At 67.1% G+C, this 19,744-nt stretch carries 28 protein-coding genes and 1 tRNA gene; 17 read left to right on the top strand and 12 right to left on the bottom strand.

The window, feature by feature from the left end:
* Window positions 1-8: 8 nt before the first annotated feature.
* Entirely contained in the window at window positions 9-311 is a 303-nt protein-coding gene (locus C5B90_RS07265; protein ID WP_004968868.1) for a DUF424 domain-containing protein, read from the bottom strand.
* A 1-nt stretch (window position 312) separates the two neighbouring features.
* Entirely contained in the window at window positions 313-1,053 is a 741-nt protein-coding gene (locus tag C5B90_RS07260) for a tetratricopeptide repeat protein (protein ID WP_004968869.1), read from the bottom strand.
* Window positions 1,054-1,144: 91 nt separating this feature from the next.
* Between C5B90_RS07260 and C5B90_RS07255 the strand changes: the two genes are divergently transcribed.
* Both C5B90_RS07255 and thpR read left to right on the top strand, forming a co-directional pair.
* On the top strand, window positions 1,145-1,762 hold the full coding sequence (locus C5B90_RS07255) for a histidine phosphatase family protein (protein WP_115880226.1): 618 nt from the start codon (window positions 1,145-1,147) through the stop codon (window positions 1,760-1,762).
* A 26-nt stretch (window positions 1,763-1,788) separates the two neighbouring features.
* The gene (thpR, locus tag C5B90_RS07250; protein WP_115880224.1) at window positions 1,789-2,343 is read left to right on the top strand and encodes an RNA 2',3'-cyclic phosphodiesterase; all 555 of its coding nucleotides are present in this window, start codon (window positions 1,789-1,791) and stop codon (window positions 2,341-2,343) included.
* A 6-nt stretch (window positions 2,344-2,349) separates the two neighbouring features.
* Here the strand turns inward: thpR and C5B90_RS07245 are convergent, their stop codons facing one another.
* Complete coding sequence (locus C5B90_RS07245; RefSeq protein ID WP_115880222.1) at window positions 2,350-3,291, bottom strand: DMT family transporter; 942 nt, start codon at window positions 3,289-3,291, stop codon at window positions 2,350-2,352.
* Window positions 3,292-3,466: 175 nt separating this feature from the next.
* Here C5B90_RS07245 and C5B90_RS07240 point away from each other — a divergent pair, with 175 nt between their 5' ends.
* The 6 genes from C5B90_RS07240 (at window position 3,467) to ftsY (ending at window position 6,680) form a co-directional block, all read left to right on the top strand.
* Window positions 3,467-3,619, top strand: coding sequence for a 50S ribosomal protein L39e (locus C5B90_RS07240; RefSeq protein ID WP_004045214.1), 153 nt, complete (start codon window positions 3,467-3,469; stop codon window positions 3,617-3,619).
* A gap of 3 nt (window positions 3,620-3,622) precedes the next feature.
* On the top strand, window positions 3,623-3,901 hold the full coding sequence (locus C5B90_RS07235; RefSeq protein ID WP_004045216.1) for a 50S ribosomal protein L31e: 279 nt from the start codon (window positions 3,623-3,625) through the stop codon (window positions 3,899-3,901).
* Between the two features lie 3 nt (window positions 3,902-3,904).
* Window positions 3,905-4,570 (top strand): translation initiation factor IF-6, encoded by a 666-nt coding sequence (locus tag C5B90_RS07230; RefSeq protein ID WP_004973930.1) that lies wholly within the window; start codon window positions 3,905-3,907, stop codon window positions 4,568-4,570.
* Between the two features lie 81 nt (window positions 4,571-4,651).
* Window positions 4,652-4,828: a 50S ribosomal protein L18Ae gene (gene rpl18a / locus C5B90_RS07225; RefSeq protein ID WP_004973929.1), complete on the top strand. Its 177-nt coding sequence runs from the start codon at window positions 4,652-4,654 to the stop codon at window positions 4,826-4,828.
* The gene (gene pfdA, locus C5B90_RS07220) at window positions 4,828-5,295 is read left to right on the top strand and encodes a prefoldin subunit alpha (RefSeq protein ID WP_115880220.1); all 468 of its coding nucleotides are present in this window, start codon (window positions 4,828-4,830) and stop codon (window positions 5,293-5,295) included. Before rpl18a ends, pfdA begins: the two co-directional genes overlap by 1 nt.
* Before the next feature lie 26 nt (window positions 5,296-5,321).
* A complete protein-coding gene (gene ftsY, locus C5B90_RS07215) occupies window positions 5,322-6,680 on the top strand; it encodes a signal recognition particle-docking protein FtsY (protein WP_115880218.1) in 1,359 nt (452 codons plus the stop codon).
* A 36-nt stretch (window positions 6,681-6,716) separates the two neighbouring features.
* Here ftsY and C5B90_RS07210 read toward each other — a convergent pair whose 3' ends face one another.
* Window positions 6,717-7,334, bottom strand: coding sequence for a LysE family translocator (locus C5B90_RS07210; protein ID WP_115880216.1), 618 nt, complete (start codon window positions 7,332-7,334; stop codon window positions 6,717-6,719).
* 33 nt (window positions 7,335-7,367) lie between these two features.
* Complete coding sequence (locus tag C5B90_RS07205) at window positions 7,368-8,342, bottom strand: D-2-hydroxyacid dehydrogenase (RefSeq protein WP_115880214.1); 975 nt, start codon at window positions 8,340-8,342, stop codon at window positions 7,368-7,370.
* Window positions 8,343-8,441: 99 nt separating this feature from the next.
* On the opposite strand from C5B90_RS07205, the gene C5B90_RS07200 reads away from it, so the two are divergent.
* From C5B90_RS07200 to C5B90_RS07185, 4 genes are all read left to right on the top strand, one after another.
* Window positions 8,442-9,836 (top strand): signal recognition particle protein Srp54, encoded by a 1,395-nt coding sequence (locus C5B90_RS07200; RefSeq protein WP_115880212.1) that lies wholly within the window; start codon window positions 8,442-8,444, stop codon window positions 9,834-9,836.
* A 128-nt stretch (window positions 9,837-9,964) separates the two neighbouring features.
* Window positions 9,965-10,546: a magnesium transporter gene (locus tag C5B90_RS07195; RefSeq protein ID WP_004973922.1), complete on the top strand. Its 582-nt coding sequence runs from the start codon at window positions 9,965-9,967 to the stop codon at window positions 10,544-10,546.
* Window positions 10,547-11,107 (top strand): magnesium transporter, encoded by a 561-nt coding sequence (locus tag C5B90_RS07190; RefSeq protein ID WP_115880210.1) that lies wholly within the window; start codon window positions 10,547-10,549, stop codon window positions 11,105-11,107.
* A 65-nt stretch (window positions 11,108-11,172) separates the two neighbouring features.
* A complete protein-coding gene (locus C5B90_RS07185) occupies window positions 11,173-12,189 on the top strand; it encodes a nucleoside recognition protein (protein WP_115880208.1) in 1,017 nt (338 codons plus the stop codon).
* A 44-nt stretch (window positions 12,190-12,233) separates the two neighbouring features.
* On the opposite strand, the gene C5B90_RS07180 is transcribed toward C5B90_RS07185, so the two are convergent.
* Together C5B90_RS07180 and C5B90_RS07175 are read right to left on the bottom strand one after the other, a co-directional pair.
* The gene (locus tag C5B90_RS07180; protein ID WP_115880206.1) at window positions 12,234-12,650 is read right to left on the bottom strand and encodes an RNA-binding domain-containing protein; all 417 of its coding nucleotides are present in this window, start codon (window positions 12,648-12,650) and stop codon (window positions 12,234-12,236) included.
* Window positions 12,651-12,652: 2 nt separating this feature from the next.
* Window positions 12,653-13,222, bottom strand: a complete 570-nt coding sequence (locus tag C5B90_RS07175) for an AAA family ATPase (protein WP_115880204.1) — start codon at window positions 13,220-13,222, stop codon at window positions 12,653-12,655.
* 137 nt (window positions 13,223-13,359) lie between these two features.
* Between C5B90_RS07175 and C5B90_RS07170 the strand changes: the two genes are divergently transcribed.
* The 4 genes from C5B90_RS07170 (at window position 13,360) to C5B90_RS07155 (ending at window position 14,752) form a co-directional block, all read left to right on the top strand.
* Entirely contained in the window at window positions 13,360-13,737 is a 378-nt protein-coding gene (locus tag C5B90_RS07170; protein WP_115880203.1) for a YccF domain-containing protein, read from the top strand.
* Between the two features lie 57 nt (window positions 13,738-13,794).
* A tRNA-Arg gene (locus tag C5B90_RS07165) sits at window positions 13,795-13,868 on the top strand.
* A gap of 347 nt (window positions 13,869-14,215) precedes the next feature.
* Window positions 14,216-14,491 carry a hypothetical protein gene (locus C5B90_RS07160; RefSeq protein WP_115880201.1) on the top strand — a complete coding sequence of 92 codons (276 nt, stop codon included), beginning with the start codon at window positions 14,216-14,218 and terminating at the stop codon, window positions 14,489-14,491.
* A gap of 57 nt (window positions 14,492-14,548) precedes the next feature.
* Window positions 14,549-14,752 (top strand): hypothetical protein, encoded by a 204-nt coding sequence (locus C5B90_RS07155; RefSeq protein ID WP_115880199.1) that lies wholly within the window; start codon window positions 14,549-14,551, stop codon window positions 14,750-14,752.
* 186 nt (window positions 14,753-14,938) lie between these two features.
* Here C5B90_RS07155 and C5B90_RS07150 read toward each other — a convergent pair whose 3' ends face one another.
* The 5 genes from C5B90_RS07150 to eif1A form a co-directional block, all read right to left on the bottom strand.
* Complete coding sequence (locus C5B90_RS07150) at window positions 14,939-15,352, bottom strand: hypothetical protein (RefSeq protein ID WP_115880197.1); 414 nt, start codon at window positions 15,350-15,352, stop codon at window positions 14,939-14,941.
* 314 nt (window positions 15,353-15,666) lie between these two features.
* Window positions 15,667-17,328, bottom strand: coding sequence for a thermosome subunit alpha (gene thsA / locus C5B90_RS07145; protein WP_115880619.1), 1,662 nt, complete (start codon window positions 17,326-17,328; stop codon window positions 15,667-15,669).
* Window positions 17,329-17,577: 249 nt separating this feature from the next.
* A complete protein-coding gene (locus C5B90_RS07140; RefSeq protein ID WP_004973911.1) occupies window positions 17,578-18,120 on the bottom strand; it encodes a KH domain-containing protein in 543 nt (180 codons plus the stop codon).
* A gap of 93 nt (window positions 18,121-18,213) precedes the next feature.
* Window positions 18,214-19,071: a serine/threonine-protein kinase Rio1 gene (gene rio1, locus C5B90_RS07135; protein WP_115880195.1), complete on the bottom strand. Its 858-nt coding sequence runs from the start codon at window positions 19,069-19,071 to the stop codon at window positions 18,214-18,216.
* 89 nt (window positions 19,072-19,160) lie between these two features.
* A complete protein-coding gene (gene eif1A / locus C5B90_RS07130; RefSeq protein WP_004045248.1) occupies window positions 19,161-19,451 on the bottom strand; it encodes a translation initiation factor eIF-1A in 291 nt (96 codons plus the stop codon).
* A 105-nt stretch (window positions 19,452-19,556) separates the two neighbouring features.
* Between eif1A and C5B90_RS07125 the strand changes: the two genes are divergently transcribed.
* Window positions 19,557-19,736 (top strand): hypothetical protein, encoded by a 180-nt coding sequence (locus C5B90_RS07125; RefSeq protein WP_115880193.1) that lies wholly within the window; start codon window positions 19,557-19,559, stop codon window positions 19,734-19,736.
* The last annotated feature ends 8 nt before the right edge of the window (window positions 19,737-19,744 follow it).

Raw genomic sequence — 19,744 nt, 5'->3', positions numbered from 1 at the left:
ACGGCGGCTCAGCGGAGCCAGAGCAGTTGCGCGTGGAGCGTGCCGCCGACTTCGAGGACGGTCTCTTCGTCCACGAGGCCGGCGTCGATGGCGACCGAGACGGACTCCTCGCCGACGATGTTGGCGACGGTCGCGCGGGTGAGGCTGTCCACGACGGCGTCTTCGTCGGCGGTCTCGGCCTCGTCGCCGCCGTAGAAGTCCTCCGTCACGTCCAGCGAGACGCCGTCGTCGGTGTAGGTCTCGCCGATGCAGTCGGGGTCGCAGACCGAGACGAGGAGCCCCTCGGGGGTCTCCCGCTCGCGGAGGAGCATCCTAGTACTCCTCAACGAGTTCCGCTTCGGCCTGCTCGCGGAGGTCGTCGGCCTGCTGCTGGGCCTGTTCTGCTTCCTCGTCGCGCCCGAGTTCTTCGAGCGCGCGAGCCTTTTCCTCGTGGACGCCGGGGGTGCGCATCCCGAGGCGGATGGCGTTGTCGAAGGCGTTGACGGCGTCCTCGTTGAGGCCGCGCTCGTGGAGGAAGAAGCCGCGGTTGTACCACGCCTGCGGGAAGCGCGGGTCGAGTTCGACGGCGCGCTCAGCGTGGTCGAGCGCGTCGGCCGTCTGGCCGGCCTCCCAGAGCGCGTACGCGAGGTTGGTGTGGGCCGTCGCGGCGTGCTCGCTGTCGTCGTCGAGTTTGAGCGCCTCTCGGTAGGAGCCGATGGCCTCGTCCCACTCTTCGAGTTGGCCGTGCGCCGCGCCCTTGTTCACCCACGCCTCTTGGGCGATGTCGTCGTCGTCGCCGGCGAACCGAGCGACGCGCTCGAACGCTTCTGTGGCCTCCTCGAAGCGGTTTATCTGCATGTACGAGAGCGCCACGTCGAGCAGTTTCTCGATGTCGACGTCCTCGGGGTCGATGTTCCGCTGGTCGAGGATGTCGGTCAGGACGCGCGAGTCGACCGGGTCGACCTTCGTCGGGTCCACCGAGAGTTCGGGCGGGTCGAGCGAGAAGTCGGAGTAGTCCTCGTCGAACCCCTGCCCTTCCGAGAAGCGGTGGGGTCGCTTGCCGTCGTCGGTCATATAGCCGCGCTTGGGCGTCACGGCGGTTAAACGCTGCGTCAGCGGGACGACACCGACCGCTTTTTAGCCTCCCGCGGGCGAGCGTCTCCGAATGTCCGCGCTCCCGACGACGGTCGTGTCGTTCGTCCGACACGCCCACTCCCCGTACGTTCCCGACGCCGAGCGCACCCGCGGGCTCTCGCGTCGCGGCCGCCGCGACGCCGCGCGCGTCACCGCCCGCCTGGCCGACCTCGCGGACGTGGTCGCGACCAGTCCGTACGAGCGCGCCCGCGCCACGGTCGAGGGCGTCGCCGACGCGGCGGACGCCCCGCTCATCGTCGACGAGGACCTCCGCGAGCGCGAACTCGCGGAATCGCACGTCGAGGACTTCGAACAGGCTGTCGAACACCTCTGGGCGAACCCGAACGCCTCGCACCCCGGCGGCGAGTCCCACGCCGAGGCGCAGGCCCGCGGCGTCGCCGCCGTGGACCGACTCGTCGAGGCGTACCCCGACCGTCACGTCGTCGTCGGCACCCACGGCACGCTCATGGCGCTCGTGTTCAACGCCTACGACCCGCGCTACGGCCACGAGTTCTGGACGGGGCTGACGATGCCCGACGTGTACGAGGTGACGTTCGTGGACGGCGAGGCGTTCAGCATCGCCCGGACGTGGACGCCCGAGGAGGACGACCGCGCGGGCGACGCCGACCGCGACCCGGCGGAACGTTAACGTCCGAATCTGGTCAACTAGCTGCCATGCGTTGCTTTCTCGCCGTCGACCTCCCAGACTCGCTCGCGGCGGGCGTCGCCGCGGTACAGGACCGGCTTTCGGACGCGGACGGGCTTCGGTTTACTGACCCCGAACAGGCGCACGTCACCGTGAAGTTCCTCGGCGAGGTGTCGTCGGACCGTGTCGCCGAGGTGGAGGACGCGGTCGAATCGGCCGTCGAGGCCGCGGGCGTCGGTCCCTTCGACGCCTCGGTCGGCGGACTCGGCGTCTTCCCCTCGCTGGACTACATCCGAGTCGTCTGGCTCGGCGTCGACGACGGCGCGGCCGAGTTGACGCGGCTGCACGAAGCCATCGAGCACGAGACGGCAGCACTCGGCTTCGACCCCGAGGACCACAACTTCACGCCGCACGCCACGCTCGCCCGCATGGACGATGCCCGCGGGAAAGACCTCGTGCGGCGCGTCGTCGAAGGCGAGTCGCCGACTATCGGGTCGTTTCGGGTGCGCGAGGTGCGCCTGAAGAAGAGCGAACTCGGCCCCGACGGCCCCGAGTACGAGACGGTGACGCGGTTCTCGCTGTGAGGCGCGTCAGTCGTCGGTCGGCCGCCGCCCGCGACGCCGGTCCACGATACGCCGGAGTTCGCCCCGAATCACGTCGCGCTTGAACAGCAGGAAGCCCGCGAAGATGAGCGCGAAGCCGGCGACGGTGGCGCGCGTCGGCACGCGCCCGAGGACGGTCCAGTCGGCGAGCGCGGCGAAAAGCGGGATGACGTACTCGAGCAGACTCACCTCGATTGGGCCGACTCGGTCGAGAAGCCAGAAGTACAGCAGGAAGCCGCCCGCGCCGGCGACGACGGCGAGGTAGCCGGTGGCGACGAGCGTCGTCTGGGTCCACGCCGCGTCGGCGGCAGACTCCCACGGCAGGGCGACGCTCGTGACGTGGAGCGTGACCGCGCCGATGAGCATCATCCACGCCTGCACGGCGAGCAGCGACATCCCCGTCTCGCTGTCGTGGGTCAGCACCGCCCCGAGGGCGAAGGCGACGGCCGACCCGAACACGAGCACCGCGCCGACGAGGTTCGACGACAGTAGATTTCCGGGGTCCGGGTTGGCGATGACGACGAGGCCGAGAAACCCGAGGACGAGCCCGACCACTCGGTGCGGGGACAGTCGCTCGCGGGTGGCCGTCAGGCGGGTGAGCGTCGGCGTCGCGAGCGGGATGATGCCGAGGAGGACCGAGGCCACGGATCCGGGGACGTACACCTGTCCGGAGAACAAGAGCGCGTGGTGGGCCCCGATGCTGAACACGCCGCCGGCGAGAATCGGCCGCCACTCGTCGCGGACGGCGGGAACGACCCGGTCGCCGCGGGCGACGGCGACGGCGAACAACAGGAGCGCGGCCACGTCGAAGCGGACCGCGCCGAGGAACGCCGGCGGGACGGTCCGGAGGGCGATGTCGGTGGCGAGGAAGGCGCTCCCCCAGACGGCGGAGAGCGCGAGGAAGGCGACGGCGGTTCTGGCCCGACTCATTCGCGTCGGCTTTCGCGCCGATGGTACTGAATGAGTCGGTTCTGTCGCCCCCCAACCGCGCCGCCGGCCCGGGAGAACGCCGGGTTCTCGCCGATTCGGGCGTGCGGACGCCCCTCACACGCCTGAAACGCGAAGGAACAAGATTTTATGCGGAGGATGGAAAGTACAGCCCACTATGGGTAAGAAGTCGAAGTCTAAGAAGAAGCGTCTGGCGAAGCTCGAGCGCCAGAACAGTCGTGTCCCCGCGTGGGTCATGCTCAAGACGGACATGGAAGTCACGCGAAACCCCAAGCGTCGCAACTGGCGGCGAAGCAACACGGACGAGTAAGCAATGAGCGCAAACGACTTCGAGGAGCGCGTCGTCACCGTCCCGCTCCGAGACGTGCAGGCGGTTCCGGCACACGAACGCGCGGGTCGCTCGATGACGCTCATCCGCGAGCACCTCGCCAAGCACTTCAAGGTCGACGCCGAGAACGTGCGTCTCGACACGCAGATCAACGAGGACATCTGGGCGCACGGCCGGCAGAGCCCGCCGAGCAAGTTCCGCGTCCGCGCCGCGCGTTTCGACGAGGACGGCGAGTCGGTCGTCGAAGCCGAACCGGCCGAGTAAACGGTGCTTCGCGCCTCCTTCGCCGGTTCGTCCTACATCGGCGTCTTCGCTCGCGCGACCGACGACGCGTTGTTGGTCCGCCCGGACGCCGACGACTCGCTCGCCGAGCAGATGGCCGAAGAACTCGACGTGCCGCTGGTCAAGACGACCGTCGGCGGGTCGGGCACGGTCGGTGCGTTAGCGACGGGTAACGAGAACGGTCTTCTCGTGTCGAGCCGCGCGACGTCCCGCGAGAAGGAGGCCCTCACCGACGCCGTGGACCTCCCGGTCTACGAGCTTCCCGGTCGCATCAACGCCGCCGGCAACGTCGTTCTCGCGAACGACTACGGCGCGTACGTCCACGCGGACCTCTCCGACGAGGCCGTCTCGGCCGTCGAGGAGGCCCTGGAGGTCCCCGTCGAACGCGGCGACCTCGCCGACGTTCGAACCGTCGGGATGGCGGCCGTCGCCAACAACCGCGGCGTCCTCTGCCACCCGAAGTCGCGCGAACCCGAACTGGAAGCGCTCGAAGCGCTCCTCGACGTTCGCGCCGACATCGGCACCATCAACTACGGTGGACCGCTCGTCGGCTCCGGTCTCGTTGCCAACGAGGAAGGGTACATCGTCGGCGAGGACACGACCGGTCCCGAACTGGGTCGCATCGAAGACGCCCTCGACTACATCGACTGAGGGCCTCGCGTCCCCCCGTTTCTCGCTTCAGTTTCGCTCCGAGTAGGAAGACCTTTCCCGCTCGCCACCCGACCGACGTGCATGAGCCAGTTCATTATCGCGGGCAGCTTCACGAGCCGTGGCGTCGTCCACGAGTTCACGAAGACTGTGGAAGCACCGAACGAGAACGTCGCACAGGAACGCGCCTTTTCGCTCATCGGGAGCGAGCACGGAATCAAGCGCACGAAGGTCGAGCTCAACGAGGTGTCCGCAGCATGATGGGTGGCGGTCAGCAGCAACTTCAGCAGCTCTCCCAGGAACTGCAGGCCCTCGATGAGGAAATCGAATCCCTCGAAGGCGAGGTTTCGGACCTGAACGACGAGAAAGACGAAATCGACGAGGCCGTCGAAGCCATCGAGACGCTCGAAACGGGCTCGACGGTACAGGTCCCGCTCGGCGGCGACGCGTATCTCCGCGCCGAAGTTCAGGACATCGACGAAATCGTCGTCTCCCTCGGCGCGAGCTACGCCGCCGAACAGGAACAGGGCACGGCCATCGAGACCCTGCGACGCAAGCAGGACGCGCTCGACGAGGAAATCGCGAGCATCCGCGGCCAGATCGAAGAGCTCGAAGAGGAGAGCGACGAGATCGAAGAGCAGGCGATGCAGGCCCAACAGCAGATGCAGCAACAGCAGATGCAGCAGATGCAGCAGATGCAGAGCGAGGGCGACGGCGACGACGAGTAAGGTAACCCCCACCTCCTACTATTCAGATGTTCGACGGACTGAAGAAGAAACTCAACCGCTTCCGTAACGACGTTGAAGAGACCGCCGAAGAGAAGGCCGAAGCGGCGGCCGACGAGGCCGAGACCGAGGCCGACGCGGAAGCGGAATCAGCACCAGCAGACGCGGCGGTCGAACCCGAGGCGTCCGAACCTTCCGACGCCGACTCCGTCGGCGACGCGGACGCTGATTCCGAAGCCGATGCGGTCGACGACGCTCCTGCGGACGCCGAGCCGGCGACCGACGCGGACGCCGCGCCCGAGCAGGCCGCTGCGACCGCGGAGGTTGACGCCGAATCTGCCGCCGCGACCGCGGCGGTTGACGCCGAGGCCGAACCCGCGGCCGATGCGGAGGCGGTCGACGAACCCGAAGCCGAAGAGGCCGAGCCGCGCGAGTCGCTCGCCTCCGACGCCGCGAAAGCCGCGCTGGCGGAGGAAGACGAAGACGGTTCGTCCGGCCCCGGCCGACTCCGCCGCGCCGCCGCGTTCGCCACGGGGAAAGTCGTCATCGAGGAAGAAGACCTCGAAGACCCCCTCTGGGAACTCGAGATGGCGCTCCTCCAGAGCGACGTCGAGATGCAGGTCGCAGAGGAGATTCTCGAGACCATCCGCGAGAAGCTCATCGGCGAGACGCGAAAGCAGGTCCAGAGCACGGGGCAACTCGTCTCCGAGGCGCTCCACGACGCGCTCTACGAGGTCATCAGCGTCGGGCAGTTCGACTTCGACCAGCGCATCGCCGAGGCCGACAAACCGGTCACGCTCATCTTCACCGGCATCAACGGCGTCGGGAAGACGACGACCATCGCCAAACTCGCGAAGTACTTCGAAAAGCAGGGCTACTCGACGGTGCTCGCCAACGGCGACACCTACCGCGCCGGCGCGAACGAGCAGATCCGCGAGCACGCGGAGGCGCTCGGCAAGAAGCTCATCGCCCACGAGCAGGGCGGTGACCCGGCAGCCGTCATCTACGACGGCGTCGAGTACGCTGAGGCCCACGACATCGACATCGTCCTCGGCGACACGGCGGGTCGACTCCACACCTCGAACGACCTGATGGCGCAGTTGGAGAAGATAGACCGCGTCGTCGGCCCGGACCTCACCCTCTTCGTGGACGAGGCCGTCGCCGGACAGGACGCGGTCGAACGCGCCCGACAGTTCAACGACGCGGCCGCCATCGACGGCGCGATCCTGACGAAGGCCGACGCCGACTCCAACGGCGGCGCGGCCATCTCCATCGCGTACGTGACGGGCAAGCCCATCCTGTTCCTCGGCGTGGGACAGGGCTACGACCACATCGAGAAGTTCGACCCCGAACAGATGGTCGAGCGCCTGCTCGGCGAAGACGAATAATCGTACTCGGTCCGTCGTTCCTTTCTTTCGGACGCCTCACTCCAGTACGAGCACGACTCCGAGCAGCAGCATCGTCCCCGCGCCGACGTAGTTCAGCGCGCTCGCGACCCGTGTCTCCGCGAGCCTCGACCCGAGTCGGTTCGCGCCGAGCGCGACGACAGAGAGGTACAGCGCCGTGAGAGCGGCGTAGGTCGCGCCCAGACTCGCCATCCGTATCCCGGTTCCCGCGCCCTGTCCGGCGAAGCCGGGGAGGAACGCGAGGAAGAACAGCGCGACTTTCGGGTTGAGCGCGTTGACGAGGACGCCCCGACGAAAACTCGCCCCGCCGTCGGTCTCGACCGAGGGGTCGAACTCGTCGTTCCGGAGGGCGGTGACGCCGAGGTACACGAGGTACGCCGCGCCGACGTACTTGAGCGCCGCGGCGGCCTCGGGGACGGTTCGAAAGAGTGCCGCCGCGCCGACCGTCGCGAGGAGCGTGTGAAAGAGGACGCCCGTGGCGATGCCGAACGCCGACCGGACGCCCGGCCCGCGACCGTCGAGGCCGCGGGCGAGGACGTACATCGTGTCGGGGCCGGGCGCGAGGATGAGCGCGACCGCCGCGCCGCAGAACGCGAGATAGGTCGCAGCGTCGAGTCCGAACGCGAGCGTCGTCATCACTCGGTCGTACGATTCGCCGCGGCAAGTACCTCAGGGGTTCGGGCTCGGAACGACCTGATTGCGGAGCGTTGGCGTTTCGCCGTCCGACGCCGACGCCAGTCGCTCGACGTTCTCCGCGAGGATGTCGGCGACCCGCGTCCAGTAGTGCGGCGTGTGGCCGGAGACGTGCGGGGTGATGTAGACGTTCTCGAAGCCCCAAAGCGGGTGGTCCTCGGGAAGCGGTTCGGGGTCGGTCACGTCGAGCGCGGCGGCGCGGAGGCGGTTGCTTCGGAGGTGCGAGACGAGGGCGTCGGTGTCGACGATACCGCCGCGCGCGACGTTGACGAGGACGGCGTGTTCGGGGAGCGCGCTCAGCGCCCGCCGGTCGATGAGATTGCGCGTCTCGTCGGTCAGGGGGCACGCGACCACGAGGAAGTCGGTGCGGACGAGCGCCGATTCGAGGTCGTCGAACCCGAGCACCTCGTCGGTCGGGCCGCCCTTTTCGGGCGTGTAGCGGACACCGATAGTCTCGACGCCGAACGCGTCGAGTCGCTCGACGACCGCTTGTCCGATGGCACCGAGGCCGACCACGGTGGCCGTCGAGCCGTGCAGCTCACCGTGCGACTGGAAGTGTCGCCACTCGCGGCGTCGCTGGCGGCGGAGCCCCTCGTCCAGCCGGCGGGTAATCATGAGCAGGGTGCCGAGGACGTGTTCGGCGATGTTGGGGCCGTGGACGCCGGAGGCGTTGGTGACGCGGACGCCGCGCTCGCGGAGTGCGTCCAGCGGGAGGTGGTCGTAGCCGGCGGCCGCGCCGGCGAACAGTCGAAGGTCGTCGGCGGCGTCGAGCACCTCGTCGGGGAGCGACGTGCTGGTGATGACGGTCGCGTCGCGCGCGGCGTCGAGCGTCTCGGCGGTCGTCTTCGGGTGGCGGACGGTCGCGTCGGGCAGGCGTTCGCGGAGGGCAGCGGCGTACTCCGACGCCGGGATTCCGTGCGTGGGGCGGTCGAGGACGAGAATCGTGGTCATCAACTGCGTTGTCGGCGCCTCGCGCGAAAGGTCTTCGGCCCGCTCGCGCTCAACGCGACGGATAAAGCCTTTACCGACGCGACGGCGTAGGAAGGGACAATGGTACTCGACAATCTCGGGAGTTCCCTCCGCGGCAGTCTCGATAAGCTGCGCGGGAAGTCCCGCCTCGACGAGGACGACGTTCAGGAGATCGTCAAGGAGATTCAGCGCTCCTTGCTCTCCGCCGACGTCGACGTCAGCCTCGTCATGGACCTCTCGGACTCTATCAAGACCCGCGCGCTCGAAGAGGAGCCGCCGGGTGGCACGAACGCCCGCGACCACGTCCTGAAAATCGTCTACGAGGAACTCGTCGAACTCATCGGCGAGTCGACGGAGATTCCGCTCGAATCGCAGACTATCATGCTCGCCGGTCTTCAGGGGTCGGGGAAGACGACCACCTCCGCCAAGATGGCGTGGTGGTTCTCGAAGAAGGGGCTTCGCCCCGCGGTCATCCAGACCGACACCTTCCGCCCCGGCGCGTACGACCAGGCCAAGCAGATGTGCGAGCGCGCCGAGGTCGACTTCTACGGCGACCCCGACTGCGACGACCCGGTCCAAATCGCCCGTGACGGCCTCGAAGCGACCGATGACGCCGACGTGCACATCGTCGACACGGCCGGTCGCCACGCGCTCGAAGACGATCTCATCGACGAAATCGAGGAGATAGAGGGCGTCGTCCAGCCCGACCTGAACCTGCTCGTCCTCGACGCGGCAATCGGGCAGGGCGCGAAAGAACAGGCCCAGCAGTTCGACGAGTCCATCGGCATCGGCGGCGTCGTCATCACCAAGCTCGACGGGACGGCGAAGGGTGGCGGCGCGCTGACCGCCGTCAACGAGACCGACTCGTCTATCGCCTTCCTCGGCATGGGCGAGACGGTTCAGGACATCGAGCGCTTCGAGCCGAACGGCTTCATCTCCCGTCTGCTCGGGATGGGCGACCTGAAACAGCTCTCCGAGCGCGTCGAACGCGCCATGTCCGAGACCCAGGCCGAAGACGAGGACTGGGACCCCGAGGAGATGATGAAGGGGAACTTCACCCTCAAGGACATGCAAAAGCAGATGGAGGCGATGGACAAGATGGGGCCGCTCGACCAGGTGCTCGACATGATTCCGGGCTTCGGCGGCGGCATCAAAGACCAGCTTCCGGACGACGCGATGGACGTGACGAAAGACCGGATGCGCTCGTTCGAGGTCATCATGGACTCGATGACCGAAGAGGAACTGGAGAACCCGCGGAAGGTCGGCGCGTCTCGCGTCAAGCGCATCGCGCAGGGGTCGGGACAGGACGAGGAGACGATTCAGGAACTGCTCGAACAGCACCGCATGATGGAACAGACCATCAAGCAGTTCCAGAATATGGGCGACGGCGACATGCAGCGGATGATGAAGAAGCTCCAGAATCAGGGCGGCGGCGGTGGCGGCATGGGCGGTCTCGGCGGCATGGGGCCGTTCTAACCCCGCGTTCAGTTCGCTTCGCTTCTCCGTTCGTTACGGTTCTTATTCCACGATCCTGCGACTGCGCGGTTCTCGCGGCTCGCCGGGATACCGCCGACTTTTAACGCTCGGGGCCGTCGCACCCCACAATGACCGTGCGAGACGTGGCGGTCGAGGCCTACAAGGAAGCCTTGCCCGCGCTCGCGGCCAGCCTCGTCGGCGGTCTCATCGCCGGTGTCGTCCTCGGGGGGATGCGGGCCGAACTCCGGGCCGTGCCGGGGCTTCTCGTGCTCGTCCCCGCGCTCTTGGCGACCCGCGGCAACGTCTATGGCTCGCTCGGCGCTCGCATCGCTACCGCGCTCCATCAGGGGCTCATCGAACCCCGCGTCACCGGCGGCGACGAGCGCCTCCGGGCCGCCGCGACGGCCGCGCTCGCCAACGGCGTGCTTACGAGCACGTTCGCCGCCGTCGTCGCGTACTTCCTCCTCACGTTCCTCGGCAGTCGGGTCGCCCCGCTCCCGATTCTCGTCGGCGTCGCCATCGTCGCCGGCTTGCTGTCCGGCATCGTCCTGACCGTCGTCGTCGTCAGCGTCGTCTTCGCGGGCTACCGCCGCGGGCGCAACCCCGACACCATCGTCGGCCCGGTCGTGACGACCACCGGCGACGTGTTCGGTATCCTCTTTCTGCTCATCGCGGTCCGAACCGTCCTCGCCGTCGCGGGGGTGTTCTGAGTGCCGACGGAGTGGACCGTTCGCGCCATCACGCGGGCGATGCTCCCGGTGCTGCTCGTGCTCACGCTCGTCGAACTCGGGAGCGGCCTCGTTCTCGGGAGCTTCGAGGCGCAGTTGCTCCGCTACCCGTCGCTGCTCGTGCTCGTCCCCGTCACCATCGGGACCGCGGGGAACCTCGGGAGCGTCCTCGCGGCGCGCCTTTCCACGTCGTTCCACCTCGGGACGCTCTCGTTTTCGCCCCGTGACGACGAACTCGCGGGCAACGCTGTCGCTACGGTCGCCCTCGCGGTGACGGTCTTCCCCGTCATCGGCGTGGGCGCGTGGGTCGCCACGCTCCTCGTCTCCGGCGACACGTCGCTGGCCCTGCAGAAGGTCGTCCTCGTCGCCCTGTCGAGCGGGATTTCGCTGGCCGTCCTCGCGGTCATTGTGACGTTTTCGGCGACCTACGTCGCCTACCGGTTCGGCCTCGACCCCGACGACGTGGTCATTCCCGTCGTCACCAACGTCTGCGACGTGCTCGGCGTCGTCGTCCTGTTCGGGGTGGCGCAGGTACTCGTCTGACCCGACGTTCGAACCGCCTCCCGCCGACCGACGCCGATTAGTTCGCTCGGCACCGACCGTCGGTCGTGCAGTCGTCGGCCGTCCTCCCGGTGCTGTTCGAGGTGCTCCCGCGAGTTGCGCGCATCGCCGCCTACATCGCCGTGGGCGTCTTCGCCGCGAACCTCGTCGTCGCCTTCGGCCTCGTCGAGCGCATCGCCGGCCTCTCGCGGTATCTGACGAGTCCCGCGAACCTCCCGGACGAGGTTGGGACGGCCATCGTCACCACCGCCGCCTCGACGACGGCGGGCTACGGGATGCTCGCGGAGTTCCGCGAATCGGGCGTCCTCGACGACCGGGCGACCCTCGTCGCCGTCACCATCAACACGTTCTTCGGATTCGTCCAGCACATCTTCACGTTCTACTGGCCGGTGCTTATCCCCATCCTCGGTCGCGAGGTCGGCTTCATGTACGTCGGCGCGCGGGCGGCCATCGCGCTGGCCATCACCGCGACCGGCGTTGTCGCCGGCGCGGTGCTCCTTTCTGACCGCAACACGACCCCGGTCGCGGTCGCCGAGACCGACGGTTCGGGCGGCGCAGTCAACGCGGTCGATTCGGCCGCCGACGCGAGCACCGACGACGCGGACGACACCGACGATTCGCTCCGCGAGACGGTCGAAGACGCCGCGCGGAGCACGTGGACGAAACTGCGGCGCATCGTCCCGCGGCTGGCCGTCGTCTACGTGGCCGTCACGCTCCTCCTGCGGACGACCGACCTCGAATCGTTCGCGGCGCTCGCCAGTCCGCTGACGAACCTCGTCGGCCTGCCGGGCGCCGCCGTCCCCGTCGTCGTCGCCTTCGCGTTCGACACGACGGCCGGCGCAGCAGCCATCGCGCCGGCCATCGGCGAGACGTTCACGCCGAAACAGGCCGTGGCGACGATGCTCATCGGCGGCATCATCTCCTTCGCCGTCTCGACGTTCAAGCGGTCGATTCCCTTCCAGTACGGCATCTGGGGCCCCGAGTTCGGCTCGAAGGTCATCGCCGTCAACACGGGGCTGAAAATCGTCTTCATCGCCGTCGCGGTGGCGCTGCTGGTCGCCTGAGTAGACGAGAAAAACGCCATCTCAGTCTCCGCTTTCGGCTCCCTTTAGCGGTCGTTCGGGTCGACCGGTCTTCCGTCTTCGGTCGGCGGCGCGATGTAGTCGATGACCTCGTCGACGGAGGGGTCGCGGACGGTCACGTGGACGTCGATGTCGCCGAGTTCGTCGGGGTTGCCGACGGAGAAGTTGACGACGCCCTTGAACGCGGCCTGTTTTTTCAGCGCGAACGAGAAGCCGTCGTCGTCGCGGCGCTTGGCGAACTCGCGGCGGGCGGTGTCGAGGATGGCCTGCTCGTGGAGGCGCTCGGAGAACCGCTCCAGTTCGTGGGTCTCACCGACGAGTTTCCCGGGTTCGTGGTCGAGTTCGACGCCGGGGAAGATGTTCTCGACGGCGTCGCCGACGCGGTTCGTGACCTCGGTGTCGCGGACGGGCGCTTTGATGCGGACGTCGACGCTGTAAATCATGCTCACGCGTCGGCCTCCGCGACCGCCTCGGGCCCTTCTTCGAACAACTTCGTGATGGTCTCGCGGTACTCCGCCAGCGTGCCGGTGTTCTGAATGACCACGTCGGCGCGGTCCATCGCGTCGCCCATCCCGAAGTCGAGTTCGCGGCGCTCGCGCTTTTTCAGCGCCTCCACGTCGGTGTCGCTGTCGTCGCGGTCGCGGTCGAGCAGGCGCTCGGCGCGCGTCTCGAACGGCGCTTCGACGCTCACGAGGACGAAGTCGTCGCCGAACGCCTCGCGAAAGCGGTCGAGTTCGACGCCCGACCGAAGGCCGTCGACGAGCACCACGTCGTTCGATTCGAGGTGCTGTTCGACCATCGGCAGGGACCGCGCGGCGATGGCGTCGTCACCCTCCTCCTCGCGGAGCGCGGTCGCTATCTTCCCGTGGTCCGTCGCGGGGTCGAGGCCGCGGTTGCGACACTCCTCGCGGATGACGTCGCCCATCGTCACGACGGGCACGCCCGCTTCGCGGGCCACCTCGGCGAGTTCGCCCTTGCCGCTTCCCGGCAGGCCGACCGTCCCGATGACTCTCATAGCCGGTGTTACCGCGTTGGCGCTGTTAAAGCCTCCCTTCACGTCGCTCCGGGTGGCGGGTTTCGCCGCTCTCTCGTCGCCGACTCGGCGCACCCCGGCACCCCGTCGCTTTTCGCCTCGGCCCGCGTACTACGTGTATGTCTCAGCGTTCGTTCGTCGTCCGCGCCATCTGGTTCGTCTTCGTCGGCTGGTGGGCGACGCCCGCCGTCGTCAACGTCGCGTGGTTCCTGAACGCGACCATCATCGGTATCCCGCTCGGCGTCGCGCTCATCAACCTCGTGCCGACGGTGCTCTCGTTGAAGGAGCCGAAATCGCGGCTCGAACCCGACTCGTTTCGGGGCCAGCGGTCAATCGTCGTTCGGGCCGTCTACTTCGTGTTCGTCGGCTGGTGGCTGAGTTGGGTCTGGGCGAACGTGGCGGTGCTGTTCACGCTCACCATCGTCGGCCTCCCGGTCGGCATCTGGATGCTCAACCGGCTCCCGGCGGTCACGTCGCTGTACCGGTTCGACGGGTAGGTCGAGACGGGTAGAACCCGATTCGTTTTTCTTGCAGGGCCGGTTTGTGGGCATCGAGGGCGCGTAGCTCAGTCGGACAGAGCGTCGGACTTCTAATCCGATGGTCGCGGGTTCGAATCCCGTCGCGCTCGCTCGTCGCCTTCGGCTCCTCGCTCGCGCGACGGACATCGCAAACGCTTCGCGTTTGCTCAATCCCGTCGCGCTCTTTTCGTTGTGGGTGACTGGCAAACGACGACAAAGCCGGAACGCCACGCGCGGGTTCGAATCAAAAAGTAGTTTGTTACGACTTGGGTCCACATCCCGTCGCGCTCTTTTCGTTGTGGGAGACTGGCGAGCGACATCGTCGGTCGGTCTCGCCTTCTCCAGCCCTGAACGGTCTCTGTTCTCGACGACTACCGGGGCCTGCTCTCGGATACGCGTGAGCCAATTAAGTTAGAACGACGACATTTTCTTGGTCGGACGGCACGACACTCCTCGCATGGACGTTCTCGGCATCGTCGCCGCGGCAGTCGTCTTCGGCGTCGCCGCCTACAATTTCGCGACGAGCCTCGGCGGCCGGTTCGCGAGACCTCTGTTCGGTAGTCTGGGACTCGTCGCCGCGACGCTCTACGTCATCGACAGATTCGGCATCGCGGCGTCGCTCGGATTGGACGTCGCCCGCGGCCTCCAACTCGTCGCGGCCCTGCTCGTGGTCTCGGCGCTAGTCGATTTCCTCGCTCGTCGTGCGGGTGCAGACGCTTCCGAGTCGTCGTGAACGTCGCGTTCGCGACTCCCCACTATTCTCATTACGTGTCGCACAGCTGTCTCTTGTCTGGTCTTCGCGTCCGACTCCCCGTTCGGAGGTCGGTTCGAACAGACGATAGACGATGCAGTCGTCTACGGCGACGCCGAGATGGAGTCCCTGCTTCACGAGGGGCCGGTCCGCGTGCTCGTCAACGGCTGGGTCGAGGTTCCGGGCGGCCGGTATCTCTCCCCGAACGCGGTCCACCATATCGACGCGCGAGTCTCCGAGTGACGCCGGTTCTCAGACGACCCCCAACTCCCGGCCGCACTCGGGGCACTCGTCGTCGACGATAGTCACCGGCGCGTCGCAGTCCGGACAGAACTCCCGGTAACACGCCCTGTCTCCCATACGCACCGCTACCACGGGAACGGTGGTGAACGTTGGGGCGAACCGGAGGGGCGAGCGTCGGACGACCCGTCACTCGTCGTCGACGTCTTTTCCCGGGCCGGCGAAGTTCGCGCCCAGTTCGGTACCGTAGCGCCGGGCGTAGACGCCGGGGACCGCGAGGAGGTCGTTCGGCGCACCGGACTCCACCACGACGCCGCCGTCGGCGACGTGGACGCGGTCGGCGTCGCGGACGGCGGCCGCACTATCGGTCGCCACGACGAGCGGGGCGTCCGGTCGCCGCATCGCGGCGAGGGTCGCGCGGAGGTTCGACGGGGAGGAACTACGGGGCGCGCGGACGAGCGGGCCGGAACCGGGGAGGAGCGTTCCCGCGAGCACCGCCGCCTCGGAGATGCGGGGCGCGACGACAGCCAGAAACGGCGGCCGATTCGCGGGCGTGGTCGCATCCGAGGCGGCGGCGTCCGCCGAGGGCTCGGGAGAGGACATACACGCTGACAGAGGCTGTCACGGGAGATAAGTATAGAGACGAGTACCGGCGTTTCACGAACCGTCTCGGACGTTTTATAGAGATTCGTCAACTTCTGTTGCGAATCAGTCACCGATACGACCGCCGTCTCGTGGCGTCAGACGACGACGTGGCGCGGACGCTCGATTAACGGCGTCCCAACCGGTGCGCGAGCGGACAAAGCAGCGGCTAACGGGCGTGAATCCGCAAAAAACGTCGTGAATTCGGCCGAGCGATTCGAGTCGATGCGAAGTCAGGGTGTGGGTGTGAGTGGTGTAGGCCTATCTGGGGGTGCTCACATCGCACCGCCCATGCCGCCCATACCGCCCATGCCACCCATGCCACCCATGCCGCCGCCCATGCCGCCGGGCGCGCCGCCGTCGTCGTCGTCGCTGCCGGTCTGGCCACCGGAGAGGTCGCCAGCCGCGATGACGTCGTCGATGCGGAGGATCATGACTGCGGCTTCGGTCGCGGACTCGATAGCCTGGGTCTTGACGCGGAGGGGCTCTACGACGCCCTCTTCTTCCATGTCGATGACCTCGCCCGTGTAGGCGTCGAGGCCGGCTGCGAACTCGCCGCCGTCGTGGCGCGAGCGCAGGTCGACGAGAGAGTCGATGGGGTCGAGACCGGCGTTCTCGGCGAGGGTGCGCGGGATGATGTCCAGCGCCTCGGCGAACGCCTCGACGGCGAGCTGCTCGCGGCCGCCGACGGAGTCGGCGAACTCGCGGAGCTGCAGGGAGAGCTCCGTCTCGGGAGCACCGCCGCCGGGGAGAACCTTCCCGTCTTCGAGCGTCGTGCGGACGACGCCGAGGGAGTCCTCGATGGCGCGCTCGAGCTCGTCGACGACGTGTTCCGTGCCGCCGCGGAGGATGAGCGTGACGGACTTCGCGTCTTCGACGTCCTCGACGAAGATGCGCTCGTCGCCGCCGACGTCCTTCTGTCCGACGGAGCCGGCGAAGCCGAGGTCATCGGCCTCGATGTCGTCGAGGCTGCTGACGACGCGGCCGCCCGTCGCGCGGGCGAGACGCTTGAGGTCGGAAGACTTGGCGCGGCGGACCGCGAGGATGCCCTCCTTCGCGAGGTAGTGCTGCGCCATGTCGTCGATGCCGTCACCGACGAAGACGGCGTCGGCGCCGACCTCGACGAGCTGGTCGACCATCTCTTTCAGCTGCTTTTCTTCCTGGTCGAGGAACTGCTGAAGCTGGTCGGGGTCCGTGACGTTGACTTCCGCGTCGATTTCGGTCTCGCGGACTTCCAGCGCGTCGTCGAGGATGGCGATGTTCGCGTCCTCGACGGCGTAGGGCATGTTCTCGTCGACGCGCTCCTTGTCGACGATGACGCCCTCGACGAGTTCGGAGTTGTCGATGGTGCCGCCGACGACCTTCTCGATGGAGACGTTGTTCGTGTCGATGCCGTCGTCGTCCTTGACTGCCAGCACGGCGTCGACGACGAGTTCGGAGAGCAGGTCCTTCGCGGACTCCGCGCCCTTCCCGGTCATCGCCGTCGCGGCGATCTTCGTGAGGGTCTCGCGGTCGTCCTCCGTGACCTCGATGGCGTTGTCCTCGAGGACTTCCTTGGCCTTCTCGGCGGCCTGGCGGTAGCCCTGCGCGATGGTCGTCGCGTGGACGTCCGATTCGAGGAGCTCCTCGGCCTGGTCGAGGAGTTCGCCGGCGATGATGACGGCCGTCGTCGTACCGTCTCCGACCTCGTCCTCCTGGGTCTCGGAGACTTCGACGATCATGTTGGCCGCGGGGTGGTCGATGTCCATCTCCTTGAGGATGGTGACGCCGTCGTTCGTGACGACGACCTGCCCGCCGGAGTCGACGAGCATCTTGTCCATCCCCTTCGGGCCGAGCGTGGTGCGTACGGCCTCTGCGACGGCCTTCCCGGCCGTGATGTTCATCGACTGCGCATCCTGACCGGATGTGCGCTGCGAGTCCTCACCCAGAATGATCATGGGCTGACCCTGCTGCATTCGCTGGCTCATAGTCATCGCCTGATTGTTTGTGATTCTATAAAAAAGCATCGTTTATTGGTATGCCAAAACGCAACACGGTGGGGCGGTCGAGACCCGGAGACGGCGGTCGATTATGCGGCTTTATCTGTGGCGTTCGGCGGGGCGGTCTCGCCACTCTCGAAGCGGGTGCGGTGAAAAGACGATGCGGGCGAGTGCCGTGTCGGCGGTGGACTCGTCGGCGGTGGCGTCTCAGTTGTTCTGCCGGACGTTGAAGCCCTGCGTCAGGTCGTTGTGCTTCCGTTCGAGGAAGGAGTACACCGCGCCGTGGGGCGCGCCGTCGAGAATCATCTCGACGGCCCGGCGGACGACTTCGACCTCTTCGGGCTGGCCGATGATGCCGAGCGTCGAGCCGTAGATAACCACGTCCGCACCGGTCAGCTCTTCCATGAGTTCGCGGGTGCGGCCGTTCTCGCCGATGAGGCGACCCTTCTGTCGCCGCATGTCGTTTTTGTTTCGGGTGTGCCGGTCTATCTCGATGAGTTCGAACATCATCATGTCGTCGTCGAGGAGCGCCATCGCGTCCTCCGGGGCGAAGCCGCGGCCGACCGCTCGAACCACGTCGGGAGCGACCATGCCGAGTACGGGGTCGCCGACGCTGTCGATGGCGACGCTGCCGTTTTCCGAGTCAACGTCGAGTCGGACTTCCGCGCGACTCTCTATCTCTCGGAGCGTCGAGCCACCTTCGCCGATGAGAACACCGATACGGTCCTGCGGCACCTTGACGTGCTGCATATCACCCGATACCCGTCGGAGTGGTTTAAGCGTTCGCTCGGCGGGTCGCCGCGTGTGTGGGTCTCACACCCGCCTCGCGGCGGGTCTGTGTTTCTACTCGTCTTCGCTCTCGTCGGCCGTGACGAACTCGAACAGCGAGTCGCCGTCGGCGTCGGCACCCTGCCGCCGGAAGAAGTTGGCCACGTTGCGGCAGTCCCGCCGGAGGAACTCCTCGGCGTTGGGGTGGTGGACCGTCACCGCCTGTCCGAGGTCGATGACGACGAGTTCGCCCTCGTGGATGATGAGGTTGTACTCCGAGAGGTCGCCGTGGACGAGGCCGGCGCGGTGGAGTCGGCGCATGTACTCGCGGACGACTTCGTAGGCGGTCTGGGGGTTCTCGACGCGCACTTCCGAGAGCCGTCGCGCTCGGTCGTCGACGACGCCGACGAGTTCCATGACGAGGACGTTCCGCTGGACCGCGATGGGCTTCGGCACGCGCACGCCGGCACGCTGGGCGCGTTCGAGGTTAGCGAACTCCTTTCTGACCCACGCGCGAACGACCTGTCCCTTGTCGTGGCCGATGTTCTCGAAGCGCGGGTCGCCTTCGAGGTAGTCGCGCATGTGCCGGAAGTCGGAGGCGTTGATGCGGTATATCTTGACCGCCACGTCCGAGTCTTCGCCGAGCGCCTCGAAGACGTTGGCCTCCTTGCCGGTCGAAATCGGCCCGCCGAACGCGTCGATGTACCCGTCTTGGACGAGTTTGTAGATGGCGGCGAAGGTCGCGTCGTCGAACACCGACTGCTCGACTTTGAACTGGTCGGCGTCTTTCAACCGCATCCGGAACTCGTCGAAGTCGCGGTCCTTGCGGCGCGCGATACGGTCCGCCTCGTCGTCGGAGACGTCTATCTCCTCCCACTCGTCGCCGAACGCCTCACCCTCCTGGGGTTCGACCATGCCGAACTCGTCAGTCATTGGACTAGGGCTACGGGAGGCGAGATGAAAAGGGCACAGGCTCCGGCTTCGGTGTCACTCGGCGAGCAGTCGACGCTGTCTCGAACGCGTTACTGGATGTGGCCTTCGCGGCGGAGCTGGTCGGCCTCGGACTTCTCGTAGCGCCACGACACGTCGGCCTTCTCGTCCTGCCAGTCCCACGGTTCGACGAGCACCACGTCGTCCTCTCGAATCCAGATTCGCTTTTGCATCCGTCCGGGAATGCGAGCGGTCCGCTCGACGCCGTCGGCACAGCGGACGCGAATACGATTGGCCCCGAGCATGTTCGTCACGACGGCGAACACTTCGTCGTCGTTCGGCATTCGAAGGTCTCGGCGGCTCTCGTTCTCGTCGTCGCTCATGCGCGAGCGTTCGACGTGGGAATGGTTAAATCCGCCGACGTTCGACCGGTAGGAAGCGTCGGACGGAACGACGCGTTTAGGGCGCTCCCGACCCGCCGTCGTCGTATGCTCGACAAACTCGGCACGAAGGGTATCGCCGGCGTCGTCTCGCTGCTCTTGGGTATCGGTATCGTCGCCTATCAGGCACCCATCGTCGCGGCGGGGCTCGCGTTCGTCGTCGCCGGTCTTGGACTCGTCGCCAGCGGCCTCGCCGAGGGCGTCATGAAGATGTTCGGCATGGCCTGAGAGCCGCC

This window comes from Haloferax sp. Atlit-12N, from assembly GCF_003383095.1.
GTDB lineage: Archaea > Halobacteriota > Halobacteria > Halobacteriales > Haloferacaceae > Haloferax.
Note: the sequence above shows the minus strand (reverse complement) of the source record. Positions and strands in the feature narration are given on the sequence as shown.